Here is a 14,627-nt window from a genome sequence, read left to right on the forward strand (position 1 = left end):
ACACAATTATCGACCGAAACAAAGAACCCCGCTCGATAGGCGGGGTTCCGTGTCTGAAATTCGTGTGTGAAAAACTACCGGCTGTAAGTCATGAGCCGAGAATCAGGCGAACTTGATCTCCAGGCCGATGCCGACGATCGAAATGAGCCAGATCAACGCGGTGAAGACCGTCAACCGGTCGAGGTTCTTCTCGACAACAGTCGATCCGGACAGGCTGGACTGGACACCGCCACCGAACAGACTCGACAAACCGCCGCCCTTACCGCGATGCAGGAGCACCAAGGCGATGAGGAGCAAGCTGGTGATGACCAGCAGGATATCCAGGAACAGTTTCATGTCTGTCTACGTCCACCAATCCAATAGGGACAACTACAACCGATAACACCATACAGGCGCGCACAGATAGCCTGACCACATACCCGCCTTGCACACACCTCTGCACCCGGCCAGGCACGACTCTTGGTCAGTGGCATCGATCACACCGTCGAGATACCGATTCAGTAGTTTTTCAGTTGACGCGACTCTACCTCCGAAAGGCCCGCTCCATGCTTTCCGACACTGCCCTGCCTGACACTGCCTTGCCCGACACTGCCCTGCCCGACACTCCACGTCTGGCTTCGATTCACAACTTCCGCGATGTGGCCGGCCACGGGTACGTCACGACCAGTGGACAGGCGATGAGCCGAGGAGTCTTCTACCGCGCAAACGTTCTGACACCCTCGCCCGAGGATCTCGCAATCGTGGAATCGCTGGGGCTGACAGCCGTCTACGACGTTCGATCCGAAACCGAAGCGAACGAAACTCCCGACATCGTGCCAGCTCCGGCGATGTACGCCCACATTCCCATCCTGTCCGGCAACATCCACGCCGAAGCAATGGCTCTCCGAACAGCTGACGCTGCAACAGCTTTCATGCAGAACATCAATCGTAGTTTTGTGGCGGATCCCGTCACTCGGAACGGATTCTCGCAGTTGTTCGCCGCCCTGGCGACCACCGAGGGGCCGCAGCTCTTCCACTGCACGGCGGGCAAGGACCGAACAGGTTGGGCGGCAGCACTACTGCAGACACTCGCCGGTGTGCCGCGCGAAACGATCACGGCGGACTACCTGCTCACGAATACGTACTCGGCCGAGTACATCGATGCAACAGTCGCGAAGATCGCCGCTGCCACAGATGCAGACAAGGGCGAGGTCATCCGATTGCTGCTTTCCGTCGACGCGAGTTACCTGGGCGCCGCCTTCGAAGAGGTGGACCACCACTACGGGACCGTCGAGAACTATCTGACCGCCGGGTTGGAGCTTGCTCCCGAACTCGTCGGCGCTTTGGAAAGCAAACTCCTGAGCTGACTCGCGAAAAAACTGCGGGCGTGTGACCTACTCGGTCACACGCCCGCAGTTTCAGTCTCGAGCAGTTTCAGCTCACGACCCGATCACATCACGGGAGTGGACCGCCTGCAGCGATCGCAGACAGTGTCGCGAACTCGTCAGCCTTGAGTGACGCGCCGCCGACAAGAGCACCGTCGACGTCGGTCTGGCCGACGATCTCTCCGACGTTCTTGGAGCTGACGCTACCGCCGTACAGGACGCGAACGCCGGCTGCGACCTCGGCGTCGGCAAGTTCGGCGACTGTTGCTCGCACCGCAGCGCACACTTCCTGTGCATCTGCGGCAGAAGCGACACGGCCGGTGCCGATGGCCCAGACAGGCTCGTACGCGATGACGATCTTGGAGATCTCCTCCGCGCTCAGGCCCGCCAACGAACCCTTGAGCTGGTCGACGTTGTAGGCGACGTGATCGCCGGCCTCGCGGATCTCGAGGCCTTCGCCGATGCACACGATCGGCGTGAGGCCGTTCTTGAGAGCGGCCTTGGTCTTCGCGAGGACGGTCTCGTTGGTCTCACCGTGAAGGGTGCGACGCTCCGAGTGACCGACCACGACGAAGGTGCAACCGAGCTTGGCCAGCATGGAGCCGCTGATCTCGCCCGTGAACGCGCCCGAGTCCTGAGCCGAGACATCCTGCGCGCCGTACGTGAGGAGGAGCTTGTCGCCCTCGATCAGCGTCTGGACGCTTCGGATGTCGGTGAACGGCGGGATGACCGTGACATCCACTTTGTCGAAGTACTTCGCAGGCAAGGAGAAAGCGATCTTCTGCACCAGGGCGATAGCCTCGAGGTGGTTCAGATTCATCTTCCAGTTGCCGGCGATCAACGGCTTACGTGCCATGTCGGATCAGCCTTCCAGTACTGCGATGCCAGGCAGCTCTTTGCCCTCGAGGTACTCGAGGGAAGCGCCACCACCGGTGGAAATGTGCGAGAAGCCCTCGTCCGGGATACCGAGCTGACGAACGGCTGCTGCGGAGTCGCCGCCGCCGACGACGCTGAAGGCACCCTTCTCGGTTGCCTCCACGATTGCCTCGGCGACACCGCGGGTGCCTGCCTCGAACTTCGGGAACTCGAACACACCCATCGGGCCGTTCCAGAACACGGTCTTGGCGCCGGTCAGGATCGCGGCAAAGCGCTTGACCGACTCCGGTCCGATGTCCAGACCCATCCAACCGTCGGGAATCTCGTCGAACGGAACGATCTTCGACTCGGCATCGGCCGAGAAGGAGTCCGCGACAACAACATCCTGAGGGATGTGGATGACGTCGGCGTACCGGTCGAGGAGATCCTTGCAGGTCCCGATCATGGACTCTTCGCACAGCGAATTGCCCACGGACACACCCTGAGCCGCGAGGAACGTGTAGAACATTCCGCCGCCGATCACCAGAGTGTCGACCTTCGGCGCCAGTGCCTCGATGACGGCCAGCTTGTCCGAGACCTTGGAGCCGCCGAGCACCACCGCGTACGGACGCGCTGCGTCCTGCGTGAGCTTGGCGAGCACCTCGACCTCGGCGCCGACGAGGTAACCCGCGTAGTGCGGGAGCAGCTTCGCGACGTCGAAGACCGACGCCTGCTTGCGGTGAACAACACCGAATCCGTCGGAGACGAATGCGCCGTCGTCACCGACCAGCTCGACGAGAGCCTTGGCGAGCTTGACCCGCTCGGCTTCGTCCTTGCTGGTCTCGCGAGGGTCGAAACGGATGTTCTCGAGCATCAGGACGTCACCGTCGGTGAGTCCTTCGGAACGAGCCAGCGCGTCCTGTCCCACGACGTCACCGGCGAGTTGCACGTTGCGACCGAGGATTTCGGCCAACTTCGCGGCAACCGGTGCGAGGGAGAACTTGGGATCGGGCTGACCGTCGGGGCGCCCGAGGTGCGCGGTCACGATGACCTTCGCTCCACCCTCGGCAAGTGCCCGCAGGGTGGGAGCGGACGCGACGATGCGGCCCGGGTCCGTGATTTCTCCGCCATCCAACGGGACGTTGAGGTCGGAACGCACCAGTACGGTGCGCCCCTCGACCCCAGCGTCCAGCAGATCCTTCAGCGTCTGAACTGCCACTGTTATCGAAACTCCGCTCAGAGAGACTTGGCGACGAGGCCGATGAGGTCGGCGAGGCGGTTGGAGTAGCCCCACTCGTTGTCGTACCAGGAAACGATCTTGACCTGGTCGTCGATGACCTTCGTCAGACCCGAGTCGAAGATCGACGAGTGCGGGTCGGTGACGATGTCCGAGGAGACGATCGGTGCGTCGGTGTACTTCAGGATGCCCTTGAGGGGTCCTTCGGCAGCAGCCTTCATCGCGGCGTTGATCTCGTCGGCGGTGGCCGACTTCTTCAGGTTCGCGGTGAGGTCGGTGACCGAGCCCGTGGGGATCGGCACGCGCAGTGCGTAGCCGTCGAGCTTGCCGAGCAGCTGCGGGAGGACCAGGCCGATTGCCTTGGCTGCACCGGTGCCGGTGGGAACGATGTTGAGGGCGGCTGCGCGGGCGCGACGGAGGTCTGCGTGCGGAGCGTCCTGCAGGTTCTGATCCTGGGTGTACGCGTGGATCGTGGTCATCAGACCCTTGACGATGCCGAACTCGTCGTCGAGAACCTTGGCGATGGGGCCGAGGCAGTTGGTGGTGCACGACGCGTTGGAGATGATGTTCTGGCTGCCGTCGTACTTGTCGTCGTTGACGCCCATGACGATGGTGATGTCTTCACCCTTGGCCGGAGCCGAGATGATGACCTTCTTGGCGCCGGCTTCGAGGTGTCCCTTGGCCTTTGCGGCGTCGGTGAAGATGCCGGTGGACTCGACGACGACGTCGACGCCCAACTCGCCCCAGGGAAGTTCGTTCAACGGGCCGCGGTGTGCGAGGGCCTTGATGCGCTGATCGCCGACAACGATCGTGTCGTCACCGTCGAGCGACACGTCGTACGGCAAACGGCCGAGGATGGAGTCGTACTTCAGCAGGTGAGCGAGCGTCGCATTGTCAGTCAGGTCGTTGACTGCCACGATCTCGATATCGGTGGTTCCGAGCGCCTTCTGCGCATCCACCGCCCTGAAGAAGTTACGTCCGATACGGCCGAAACCGTTTACGCCAACCCGGACAGTCACAATTCGCTCCTTTGACCATGATTCTGGTGTGCAACTTGACCCACGCATACTCCGAATCCGTGTGTGCACGACGCGGACGTGGGGTTCATCGGTCGATGTGACTCATACCCTAATGCGCGTGGCCCGAACGTGCGCAGCCCACCCTGACGGAGGGCAGGTCACCCCTCTTCGAGTAGCTCCGCATTCACTGCCGATTCGGTGTCGGGTATACCCGTTTCCTTTGCCTTGCGATCAGCCATGGACAGCAGGCGACGGATACGTCCGGCAACGGCGTCCTTGGTCATCGGCGGGTCCGCCAACTGTCCCAGTTCCTCGAGGGACGCCTGCCGATGCTCGACGCGCAGTGCGCCCGCCGCGGCGAGGTGATCAGGGACGTCCTCGCCGAGGATCTCCAACGCACGCTCGACGCGTGCAGCAGCGGCAACGGCTGCGCGAGCCGAGCGTCGCAGGTTCGCGTCGTCGAAATTGGCGAGACGATTGGCGGTGGCGCGGACCTCGCGTCGCATCCGTCGCTCCTCCCACACCAGACGCGTGTCCTGGGCTCCCATGCGGGTCAGGAGATCGCCGATGGCCTCGCCGTCGCGGATCACCACACGATCCGTTCCGCGCACCTCACGTGCCTTCGCCGAGATACCGAGACGCCGCGCAGCTCCGACCAATGCCAGTGCGGCTTCCGGGCCCGGGCAGCTCACTTCGAGCGCCGACGAACGGCCGGGTTCGGTCAGGGAACCGTGCGCGAGGAACGCTCCGCGCCAAGCTGCTTCGGCGTCGCCGACACTTCCGCCGACCACCTGCGCAGGCAAGCCGCGAACCGGGCGTCCGCGAAGATCGAGTAGTCCCGTCTGGCGGGCGAGCGCCTCACCCTCCTTCGCCACACGCACGATGTAGCGAGCGGACTTACGAAGTCCGCCTGCACTGAGTACGTGAACGTCGGCGCTGTAGGTGAACAGGTCGAAAATCTCCCGGCGCAGTCGTCGCGCCGTGGAGCCCAGGTCCACCTCGGCTTCGACGACCACCCGGCCGCCGACTATGTGGAGTCCACCGGCAAAGCGCAGCAACGCGGAGACCTCTGCCTTGCGGCAGCTGACCTGAGTCACCACTAACCGGCTCAGTTCGTCCTTGACCTCCGCTGTCATTGCCACGAAGCGTTCTCCCTCTGTTCTTCGGAATACTGTTCTTGCCGGGAAGGCTGGTCTTGCCGGGAACGCTGCGTCGAATCCCCCACTGCCGCACTGCCCGACAGCTCGGCCAACACGTCGGCCAGTTTTGCCGGATCGTGTACATGCGCTGCGCCCGGTGAGGTATCCGCGACTTCCGCGTACCTCACTTCGGCCGAAAATTGATCCGCCGCACGCTGCAGATGTTCACGTTCGCGCCCGGCCGGTACCGACGCCGAGTCGACCACCACGTAGTCGACCCGGAAATCGGGCACGTGTTGGGAGAGTACGTGCAGGTGACGCTCCGCGGAGAATCCGGCGGTCTCCCCCGGCTCGGGGGCGAGATTGAGCACCAGCACTTTTCGAGCCTTCGTCGACGAGAGTGATTCGACGAGTTCGGGTACCAGGACATGCGGGATCACGCTCGAGAACCACGATCCGGGTCCGAGGACCACGAGATCGGCACGATCGATCGCGGTCACGGCGTCGGGGCACGCGGGCGGATTGGACGGGAGCAGTCTCACGCGCCGGACCTTGCCCGGCGTCGTCGCGACGGCAACCTGTCCACGAATGCAGCGGCTGACGCGGGGGTCCTCTTCGAGTCCTTGAACGTCGGCTTCGATCTCGAGCGCGATCGGCGACATCGGCAACACACGGCCACGGATTCGCAGCAGTCGCGCCATCTCGTCGAGCGCGACGACTGGATCACCGAGCACCTCGGTGAGGCCGGCCAGGATGAGATTGCCCACCGAGTGCCCGGCGAGCGCGCCGACACCGCCGAAGCGATGCTGGATGGTCCGCGTCCAGTCGACTATCTCGGGTTCGTCGGACGCCAGAGCCGCCAGCGCCATCCGTAGGTCGCCGGGCGGGATGACGCCGAGCTCGGCGCGCAGCCGGCCCGAGGAACCACCGTCGTCGGCGACCGTGACCACCGCGGTGACGTCGACTGTCAGACGCCTGACGGCTTGGAGGGTGGCGAACAATCCGTGCCCGCCGCCCAGAGCGACGATGGCCGGCCCCGCGAGTGCTTCCGGCGAGCGCTGTGTCGGTTCACTCATTCGCGCCCCAGATCCCGGTGCACGATGCTGACCGAGATGTCTTCCTCGGAACCCAGACGCCTCGCGAGAGCTTCGGACATGGCAACGCTGCGGTGCTTACCGCCGGTGCACCCGACCGCAATTGTCATGTAGCGCTTTCCTTCTCGTCGATATCCGGTGATCGTCAAATCCACCAGATGACGGTAGGTGTCGAGATAGTCTTCGGCGCCCTCTCGGGACAACACGTAGTCGCGGACGTCGGCATCTTGACCGGTGTGCGGACGAAGTTCGGGGATCCAATGGGGATTGGGCAGGAATCGAACGTCACAGACGAGATCGGCATCCATCGGCAGGCCGTACTTGAATCCGAACGACTGAACCGTCACCTTCATCGTGCGGTTGGCATCGTTCCCGAACGCCGTTTCGATCTTCTGACGCAGCTGATGAGCCTTCAACGCCGACGTGTCGATGACCAGATCGGCGGCCGCCTTCACCACGGCCAACTGCCGACGCTCGGCTGCGATCCCCTCGGACAACGTGCCGTCGATGCCGTCGTTCTGCAAGGGATGGCTGCGGCGCACCTGTTCGAACCGCCGGATCAACACGTCGTCCGATGCTTCGAGGTAGAGCACCCGGGTGTGGATCGGTTCCGCCTCGAGTTCGGTGAGCACCCAACCGAGGTCTCCGGTGAAGAGTCGACTTCGCACGTCGATCACGACGGCGAGACGATCGACCGGCGGATCGGAGGTCAAGCTCAGACCGACCATCCGGGAAATCAGCTCAGGTGGCAAATTGTCCGCGACATACCAGCCGAGGTCTTCGAGCACCTTGGCCGCGGTACTCAAACCTGCTCCGGACAATCCCGTCACCAGCAGGAAATCCATCGTTCGACTGTCTTTGGCGCTGTCGGTAGTCACTGTGCACTCGGCCCCGTCGTCGGCATGGACAATTCTCGCGACTCGGAGCCCTCGTCACCGCTACCGGATTCAGCGCTGGGCGCGTCAGCAGACGTAACAGACGATTCGGATTCCGTGTCCAGCTCATCATCCCCTACCGCGGCGGGCAGCGCTCGAGCTTCAGCACCCGCATCGGCCGCAGCCGAATCCGTTCCCAGTGCGGCCAGAACTGCTGTGGCGGTGGTCTCACCGATACCAGGGACCTGCATGATCTCCTCGACCGTTGCCGTTTTCAGCTTCGCCACGGAACCGAAGTGAGCCACGAGAGCGGTACGACGGGTTTCACCGAGCCCCTTGACCGAGTCCAACGCCGAAGCCGTCATGCGCCTCGAGCGCTTGCTGCGATGGAAGGTGATCGCGAAGCGGTGAGCTTCGTCGCGGATGCGCTGCAGTAGGTACAGCGACTCACTCGTTCGGGGAAGGATCACCGGATCTTCCTCGCCCGGCACCCATACCTCTTCGAGGCGCTTGGCCAATCCGACCACCGCGACGTCGGTGACCCCCAACTCGTCGAGGACAGCAGCTGCCGCCGTGACCTGAGGGGCGCCGCCGTCCACGACGAACAGATTGGGTGGATACGCGAAGCGCCGAGGCCGACCGGTGGCCGGGTCGATCGCCGCTTCGGGAGCGAGATCCCCGCCGTCCGCATCCATAGTCGACGCCGAGGCCGCCAGAACGCCCAGGTCGCGGTTGTGGCGCAGGAACCGCCTGCGCGTGATCTCGGCGATACTCGCCACGTCGTCGGAATGACCGTCGCCGGCAGCTTCCTTGATCGCGTAGTGCCGGTAGTCCGACTTGCGCGGGAGCCCGTCCTCGAACACGACCAGTGACGCCACGACGTCGGTTCCCTGGACGTGACTGATGTCGATACATTCGATTCGTAGCGGAGCCGAATCCAGATCCAGCGCTTCCTGGATGCCCTGCAGCGCCGCAGATCGTGAAGTGAAATCCCCGGCGCGCTTGAGCTTGTGCTGCGCCAGAGCCTCTTTCGCGTTTCGCTGGACTGTTTCGGCGAGGTCCTTCTTGTCGCCGCGTTGCGGAACCCGCAGTTGCACTTGCGATCCCCGAAGCTCGCTCAACCACGCCTGGATCTCGGTCGCGTTTGCCGGCAGAACCGGCACGAGAACTTCCTTGGGTACGGCACTGATCCCGGCCCCGGAGCCCGCTCCCGGGTCGAGGGCCGCTTGCTCGCCGTAGAACTGGGTGAGGAACTGTTCGACCAGAATCGGCAAGTCCGACTCGGCGTCGAGCGCAGCCCAGTCGATGGCGTCGCCTGCCTTCTCCACGACCCATCCACGCTGACCGCGCACACGTCCGCCGCGCACATGGAACACCTGGACAGCGGCCTCGAGATCATCGGTGGCAAAGGCGACGAGATCGGCGTCGGTGCCGTCACCGAGCACCACTGCCTGCTTCTCGAGTGCCTTACGCAAGGCTCCGATGTCGTCGCGCAGACGAGCTGCGGTCTCGAAGTCGAGATCCTCGGAAGCCTGCTGCATGCGCTTCTCGAGGTCTTTGACCAGCTTGTCGGTGCGGCCGGCGAGGAAATCGCAGAAATCTTCGACGATCTGACGATGCTCCATGGCACTGACGCGGCCGACGCAAGGCGCCGAGCACTTGTCGATGTAGCCGAGCAGACACGGACGGCCGATCTGGTTGTGCCGTTTGAAGACTCCGGACGAGCACGTTCGTGCGGGAAAGACTCGTAGCAGCAGATCGAGAGTTTCGCGGATCGCCCAGGCATGGGAGTAGGGACCGAAGTACCGGACGCCCTTGCGCCGCGGACCGCGGTAGACGAACAACCGCGGGAACTCTTCGTTGAGCGTCACAGCGAGAACCGGATATGTCTTGTCGTCGCGGTACCGCACGTTGAACCGCGGATCGAATTCCTTGATCCAGTTGTACTCGAGCTGAAGCGCTTCGACTTCGGTACTGACGACGGTCCACTCGACGCTGCCGGCAGTGGTCACCATCTGCCGAGTACGGGGATGAAGCGTCGTGACGTCCGCGAAGTACGAGTTCAAACGTGAACGGAGGCTTTTCGCCTTACCGACGTAAATGACCCGACCATGCGGATCACGAAATTTGTAGACGCCCGGCGCGGCCGGAATGGTTCCGGTAGCGGGGCGGTAAGTCGAGGGATCCGGCACGGTTTCAGGTTAGTCGCCGCCACCGACCGACTCGGAAACGCGCAGGATGCGGGCACCGAACCGGCCGGAAGACGTCAGTTGCTCTTGTGCGCGACCGGTGCGTAGCGGTCGGCGAGTTCGCGGAACTTACCGACTGTGTCGACGGCGTACTCGCGGTCGTTGGACTGGATCGCCATCACTGCCATGTACTCGTCGTCGGGCAATTCGATGCGTGCCCAGGCGGCGCCGTCGGGGAACGACAGCCCCTCGAACAGATCCCAGTCGACGATCTTCTCGCCCAGGATGTTTCGTACGGCGATTCCCTGCTTACCCACCTTGACCCGAGGCCGAGTCAACATCAGTACACCGAGAGCAAGAACGGTGCCGATGCCTGCCATCGCAATTTGGTCCGCGGCGCGGAAGTACACGCCGGTGGACCCCTGGCGGAGCAGGAGCGCAAGTGTGACGTGAACGATCACCAGAAGGACAGCGACGCCGATCGCGTACCGCGTCGACTTACGCGGTGAGGCGATCAGTTCCCAGTTCTCGTTGTCGCCGGGTGTGCTCATCGAAACGAATCCTCGGTCCATGGTGCTCGGAGATGACGCAGGGTCACTGCGGTGTCCAGTGCGGCGGCGCAGGCCTGTTCGCCCTTGTCCTCGACGCTACCCGGCAGACCTGAACGGTCAAGAGCCTGCTGCTCGGTGTCGGTGGTCAGGACACCGTTCCCCACGGGAGTACTTTCGTCGAGCGAGACGCGTGTGAGGCCGGCGGTGACCGCGTCGCACACGTACTCGAAGTGCGGAGTACCACCGCGGATGACGACGCCGAGTGCAACAACGGCGTCGTGGGTGCGAGCCAACGCCTGCGCAACGACCGGCAGTTCGATCGCACCGGCGACACGGACCAGTGTCACGTCCTTGATCTGTGCCTGCTCGGCGACGCGCTGTGCGCCGGCGATCAGGGCCTCGGAAATCGTCGCGTGCCACTGCCCGGCAACGATCGCCAGCTTCAGATCCTTGGCCTCGGCGATCGCGAGCTGCGGCTGACCTTCGCCGCTCACAGTGCGGTTCCGGGCTGTGCGGAGTTCTGGTTCGCCTCGTACTCGTCGAGTCCGATGAGATCGTGGCCCATCCGGTCGCGCTTGGTGCGCAGGTAGGTGAGGTTTTCGGCATTCGCGCGCAGTGGCATCGGAACGCGGTCGGTGATCTGCAGGCCGTAGCCGTCCAGACCGACACGCTTGGCCGGGTTGTTGGTCAGCAGGCGCATCGACGAGATACCCAGATCGACGAGGATCTGCGCACCGATGCCGTAGTCACGGGCGTCGGCCGGTAGTCCGAGTTCGAGATTGGCGTCGACGGTGTCGGAACCGGCGTCCTGGAGCTGGTAAGCCTGCAGCTTATGCATCAGACCGATGCCGCGACCCTCGTGTCCGCGCATGTACAGGACAACGCCCCGGCCTTCCTGAGCGACCATGTCCAGTGCAGCATCGAGTTGCGGGCCGCAGTCGCACCGCAGCGAACCGAAGACGTCGCCGGTGAGGCACTCGGAGTGAACGCGGACGAGTACGTCGCTACCGTCACCGTCCGGGCCCGCGATGTCGCCGCGCACCAGCGCGACGTGCTCGACCTCGTCGTAGATGCTCGTGTAGCCGACAGCGGTGAACTCACCGTGACGGGTGGGGATGCGGGCCTCGGCGATACGCAGCACGTGCTTCTCGTGCTTGCGACGCCACGCGATGAGGTCGGCGATCGAGATCAGAGCGAGGTTGTGTTCGTCGGCGAAGACTCGCAACTCGTCGGTCTGAGCCATCGCGCCCTCGTCCTTCTGGCTGACGATTTCGCAGATGACGCCGGCGGGACGCAGGTCCGCCATGCGGGCGAGGTCGACTGCGGCTTCCGTGTGGCCCGGACGACGCAGTACTCCGCCTTCCTTCGCGCGAAGCGGCACGACATGGCCGGGACGAGTGAAGTCGTTGGCGCCGGTTTCGGGGTTGGCGAGCAGACGCATCGTCGCAGCGCGGTCCGATGCCGAGATGCCGGTACCGATTCCCTCACGGGCGTCGACGGTGACGGTGTAGGCCGTGCCGTGCTTGTCCTGGTTGGTGGCGTACATCGGGGGCAGGCCCAACCGATCGCAATCGTCACCGTCGAGCGGCACACACAGGTAGCCGGAGGTGTAGCGAACCATGAACGCCACCAGTTCCGGGGTGGCCTTCTCGGCGGCGAAGATGAGATCGCCTTCGTTCTCACGATCCTCGTCGTCCACAACGACAACAGCTTTACCTGCAGCGATATCTGCTACTGCGCGCTCGATACTGTCGAACCTGGTCACGTGCTCGCACTCCAAAGTCTTGACTTTTCACATCATCGAATACAACGAGTGCATCCGACGGATGCACTCACAACCCTACGACCAATCGGACGGGTCCGATCAGCCTGGTCCTACCGACCGGCAGAGTGAAGCCGCTCGACGTACTTCGCGATCACGTCCACCTCGAGGTTCACCGGAGTACCGACCACCGCGGTACCGAGCGTCGTCAACTCCAACGTCGTGGGGATCAGTGAGATCTCGAAGTACTCGAACCCACGGTCGCCGCCCAGCGCGGAAACCGTCAGCGAGACACCGTCGACGGTGATCGAACCCTTCTCCACGACGTAACGGGAAATGGAGTCCGGCAGTGCGATCCGCACTACCTCCCAGTTCTCGGAAGGCGAGCGGGAGATGACATGGCCCGTTCCGTCGACGTGCCCTTGAACCAGGTGGCCACCGAGTCGGCTGTTCAGCGCCGCGGCGCGCTCGAGGTTGACGCGAGAACCGACGTCCAACTTCGCCAGGCTCGAGCGGTTCAGCGTTTCCTGCATGACGTCTGCGGTGAACGAACCGTCGGCAAGCACGTCGACGACCGTCAGGCACACCCCGTTGACCGCGATCGAATCACCGTGACCGGCGTCGGAGGTGACCAGTGGCCCGCGCACTGTGAACCGTGCAGCATCGACCAGTTCTTCCTTGGCGACAATTTCGCCGAGTTCTTCCACAATTCCTGTGAACACGCGCCCTACTCCTCGTTCCCCGGAGCAGAACTCTCCGGAACCAGACTCAACAAAATATCGGGGCCGATCGTTACCGCGGATTCCAAACGGAATCGGTGGGCGTCGGTAATGGTGTGCACGCCGGCATCGACGAGCGCCGAAGCGCCCGCGCCGAGAAGTATCGGCGCGATGTACGCCTCGATGACGTCGACATATCCGGCGGCGAGGAATGCTCCGGCCAGACGTGGCCCACCTTCGAGCAGTACATCTGTGTACTCCCCCAACGCCTCGATTACTTCGTCGATGTTGTCGGTGTTGAGTACCAGAGTCGGTGCGGTGTCATCGAGAACGCTTGCAGTCGAAGGTATTTCACGTTTTCCGACGACGACGCGCACGGGCTGGTGCCCCGCGAGCTCACCCGTGGGCTGACGCGCCGTCAGCCACGGGTCGTCGGCGAACACGGTGCCGGTGCCGACCACAATTGCGTCGATCTGTGCCCGCTGCGCATGCACGCGCGCTCTCGCCTGCGGACCGGTGATCCACTGACTCGTTCCGTCCTCGGCGGCGCTGCGTCCGTCCAGACTGGCCGCGTATTTCCACGTGATGTGCGGGCGACCGGTCCGCTGTTTGTGCAGCCAGGGTCGCAGTGGACCAGCTTCCACTTCGGGTGCTCGCAGGCCGGCCGTCACGCTGATGCCGGCTCGCATGAGCGTCGCTGCGCCGCCGGAGGCTTCCGGATTGGGATCACCGACTGCGTAGACAACCGCCGAGACTCCGGCGTCGATCAACGCCTGTGAGCACGGGCCGGTTCGTCCCTGGTGATTGCACGGTTCCAGAGTCACCACTGCCGTACCGCCACGCGCTGCATCGCCGGCCTCGTCGAGAGCCACGACCTCCGCGTGCGGTCCGCCGGGCGGTTGCGTCATACCGACGCCCGCGATGGTGCCGTCGGCCGCCAGGATGACCGCGCCGACGGGCGGGTTGGGGCTGGTGAATCCGCGCGCGGAATCAGCTGCGGCCAGCGCGATCTGCATCGCGGCGTCGAGATCAGCCGTCGACGCCTGTCCACCCTTTGCCATCGAGCGGCTCAGACCGACAGCGTCAGGTGCGGCGACGCCGAGGCAGCCTGCGCACGGAGCTTGCGCACCGCCTCACCGGGATCGCTGGCTCCGTACACCGCCGAACCGGCGACGAAGCAGTCGATACCGGCTTCCGCTGCCTGCTCGATCGTGGAAGCGTTGATGCCGCCGTCGATTTCGACGAGCAGCGTCAACTCACCCGAATCGACGAGCTTGCGAATTGCGCGTGCCTTGTCGAGCACCTGCGGCATGAAGGACTGGCCGCCGAAGCCGGGTTCGACGCTCATGATCAGAAGGGTGTCGAAGTCCTTGAGGATTTCGAGGTAGTCGTCGATCGGGGTTCCCGGCTTGACGCTCAGTCCGGCCTTGGCGCCCGCTGCACGAATGTCACGGGCAACCGAACGCGGATCGTCGGTGGCCTCGGCGTGGAACGTGACGTTGTACGCGCCGGCCTCGGCGTACGGCGGTGCCCAGCGCTCCGGGTTCTCGATCATGAGGTGGCAGTCGAGCGGAATATCCGTCGCCTTCAGCAGACTCTCGACGACGGGCAGACCGAGCGTGAGATTGGGAACAAAATGCGCGTCCATCACGTCGACGTGAAGCCAGTCGGAGCCGGACACAGCAGTCGCTTCATCGGCGAGTCGAGCAAAATCTGCGGACAGAATGGACGGTGCAATCATCGGGGAAGCCACGACGCCGAGTTTAGCTGTGCTTCATCGCCGACCGTGCATGCCCGTCATCAGAGAACGGCCACACCGTTGG

At 63.8% G+C, this 14,627-nt stretch carries 15 protein-coding genes; 1 reads left to right on the forward strand and 14 read right to left on the reverse strand.

Features of this window, described 5'->3' with window-relative positions; translation table 11 throughout:
* Positions 1 to 102: 102 nt before the first annotated feature.
* Positions 103 to 336 carry a preprotein translocase subunit SecG gene (gene secG, locus ACFWAD_RS12930; protein WP_003944946.1) on the reverse strand — a complete coding sequence of 78 codons (234 nt, stop codon included), beginning with the start codon at positions 334 to 336 and terminating at the stop codon, positions 103 to 105.
* Between the two features lie 209 nt (positions 337 to 545).
* Here secG and ACFWAD_RS12935 point away from each other — a divergent pair, with 209 nt between their 5' ends.
* Positions 546 to 1,346 carry a tyrosine-protein phosphatase gene (locus tag ACFWAD_RS12935; protein WP_378544317.1) on the forward strand — a complete coding sequence of 267 codons (801 nt, stop codon included), beginning with the start codon at positions 546 to 548 and terminating at the stop codon, positions 1,344 to 1,346.
* 88 nt (positions 1,347 to 1,434) lie between these two features.
* Here the strand turns inward: ACFWAD_RS12935 and tpiA are convergent, their stop codons facing one another.
* The 13 genes from tpiA to rpe all read right to left on the reverse strand — a co-directional run bounded on the left by tpiA (position 1,435) and on the right by rpe (position 14,557).
* Positions 1,435 to 2,220 (reverse strand): triose-phosphate isomerase, encoded by a 786-nt coding sequence (tpiA, locus tag ACFWAD_RS12940; protein WP_019748390.1) that lies wholly within the window; start codon positions 2,218 to 2,220, stop codon positions 1,435 to 1,437.
* A gap of 6 nt (positions 2,221 to 2,226) precedes the next feature.
* Complete coding sequence (locus ACFWAD_RS12945; RefSeq protein WP_283304640.1) at positions 2,227 to 3,438, reverse strand: phosphoglycerate kinase; 1,212 nt, start codon at positions 3,436 to 3,438, stop codon at positions 2,227 to 2,229.
* A gap of 17 nt (positions 3,439 to 3,455) precedes the next feature.
* The gene (gene gap / locus ACFWAD_RS12950) at positions 3,456 to 4,475 is read right to left on the reverse strand and encodes a type I glyceraldehyde-3-phosphate dehydrogenase (protein ID WP_003944851.1); all 1,020 of its coding nucleotides are present in this window, start codon (positions 4,473 to 4,475) and stop codon (positions 3,456 to 3,458) included.
* Positions 4,476 to 4,633: 158 nt separating this feature from the next.
* Positions 4,634 to 5,617, reverse strand: a complete 984-nt coding sequence (whiA, locus tag ACFWAD_RS12955; RefSeq protein ID WP_230815559.1) for a DNA-binding protein WhiA — start codon at positions 5,615 to 5,617, stop codon at positions 4,634 to 4,636.
* Entirely contained in the window at positions 5,608 to 6,690 is a 1,083-nt protein-coding gene (yvcK, locus tag ACFWAD_RS12960; protein WP_378544320.1) for a uridine diphosphate-N-acetylglucosamine-binding protein YvcK, read from the reverse strand. Before yvcK ends, whiA begins: the two co-directional genes overlap by 10 nt.
* On the reverse strand, positions 6,687 to 7,586 hold the full coding sequence (gene rapZ / locus ACFWAD_RS12965; RefSeq protein ID WP_378544323.1) for an RNase adapter RapZ: 900 nt from the start codon (positions 7,584 to 7,586) through the stop codon (positions 6,687 to 6,689). Before rapZ ends, yvcK begins: the two co-directional genes overlap by 4 nt.
* The gene (uvrC, locus tag ACFWAD_RS12970; protein ID WP_378544326.1) at positions 7,583 to 9,775 is read right to left on the reverse strand and encodes an excinuclease ABC subunit UvrC; all 2,193 of its coding nucleotides are present in this window, start codon (positions 9,773 to 9,775) and stop codon (positions 7,583 to 7,585) included. Before uvrC ends, rapZ begins: the two co-directional genes overlap by 4 nt.
* Positions 9,776 to 9,849: 74 nt before the next feature.
* Positions 9,850 to 10,323, reverse strand: a complete 474-nt coding sequence (locus ACFWAD_RS12975) for a PH domain-containing protein (protein ID WP_378445951.1) — start codon at positions 10,321 to 10,323, stop codon at positions 9,850 to 9,852.
* On the reverse strand, positions 10,320 to 10,817 hold the full coding sequence (gene ribH / locus ACFWAD_RS12980) for a 6,7-dimethyl-8-ribityllumazine synthase (RefSeq protein ID WP_378544329.1): 498 nt from the start codon (positions 10,815 to 10,817) through the stop codon (positions 10,320 to 10,322). Before ribH ends, ACFWAD_RS12975 begins: the two co-directional genes overlap by 4 nt.
* The gene (locus ACFWAD_RS12985; protein WP_378544332.1) at positions 10,814 to 12,088 is read right to left on the reverse strand and encodes a bifunctional 3,4-dihydroxy-2-butanone-4-phosphate synthase/GTP cyclohydrolase II; all 1,275 of its coding nucleotides are present in this window, start codon (positions 12,086 to 12,088) and stop codon (positions 10,814 to 10,816) included. Before ACFWAD_RS12985 ends, ribH begins: the two co-directional genes overlap by 4 nt.
* 110 nt (positions 12,089 to 12,198) lie before the next feature.
* Positions 12,199 to 12,807: a riboflavin synthase gene (locus tag ACFWAD_RS12990; protein WP_003944892.1), complete on the reverse strand. Its 609-nt coding sequence runs from the start codon at positions 12,805 to 12,807 to the stop codon at positions 12,199 to 12,201.
* 5 nt (positions 12,808 to 12,812) lie between these two features.
* Complete coding sequence (gene ribD, locus ACFWAD_RS12995; protein WP_378533144.1) at positions 12,813 to 13,865, reverse strand: bifunctional diaminohydroxyphosphoribosylaminopyrimidine deaminase/5-amino-6-(5-phosphoribosylamino)uracil reductase RibD; 1,053 nt, start codon at positions 13,863 to 13,865, stop codon at positions 12,813 to 12,815.
* Between the two features lie 8 nt (positions 13,866 to 13,873).
* Positions 13,874 to 14,557, reverse strand: coding sequence for a ribulose-phosphate 3-epimerase (gene rpe, locus ACFWAD_RS13000; protein ID WP_230815552.1), 684 nt, complete (start codon positions 14,555 to 14,557; stop codon positions 13,874 to 13,876).
* Positions 14,558 to 14,627: the final 70 nt, after the last annotated feature.

Source organism: Rhodococcus sp. NPDC059969 (assembly GCF_042738325.1).
Taxonomy (GTDB): Bacteria; Actinomycetota; Actinomycetes; order Mycobacteriales; family Mycobacteriaceae; genus Rhodococcus_F.

Bases quoted from the DNA above. Each gene is read 5' to 3' on its own strand.
- ribD (WP_378533144.1), bottom strand. From the start codon at position 13,865: ATGGCAAAGGGTGGACAGGCGTCGACGGCTGATCTCGACGCCGCGATG.
- tpiA (WP_019748390.1), bottom strand. From the start codon at position 2,220: ATGGCACGTAAGCCGTTGATCGCCGGCAACTGGAAGATGAATCTGAAC.
- ACFWAD_RS12935 (WP_378544317.1), top strand. From the start codon at position 546: ATGCTTTCCGACACTGCCCTGCCTGACACTGCCTTGCCCGACACTGCC.
- yvcK (WP_378544320.1), bottom strand. From the start codon at position 6,690: ATGAGTGAACCGACACAGCGCTCGCCGGAAGCACTCGCGGGGCCGGCC.
- secG (WP_003944946.1), bottom strand. From the start codon at position 336: ATGAAACTGTTCCTGGATATCCTGCTGGTCATCACCAGCTTGCTCCTC.
- ACFWAD_RS12975 (WP_378445951.1), bottom strand. From the start codon at position 10,323: ATGAGCACACCCGGCGACAACGAGAACTGGGAACTGATCGCCTCACCG.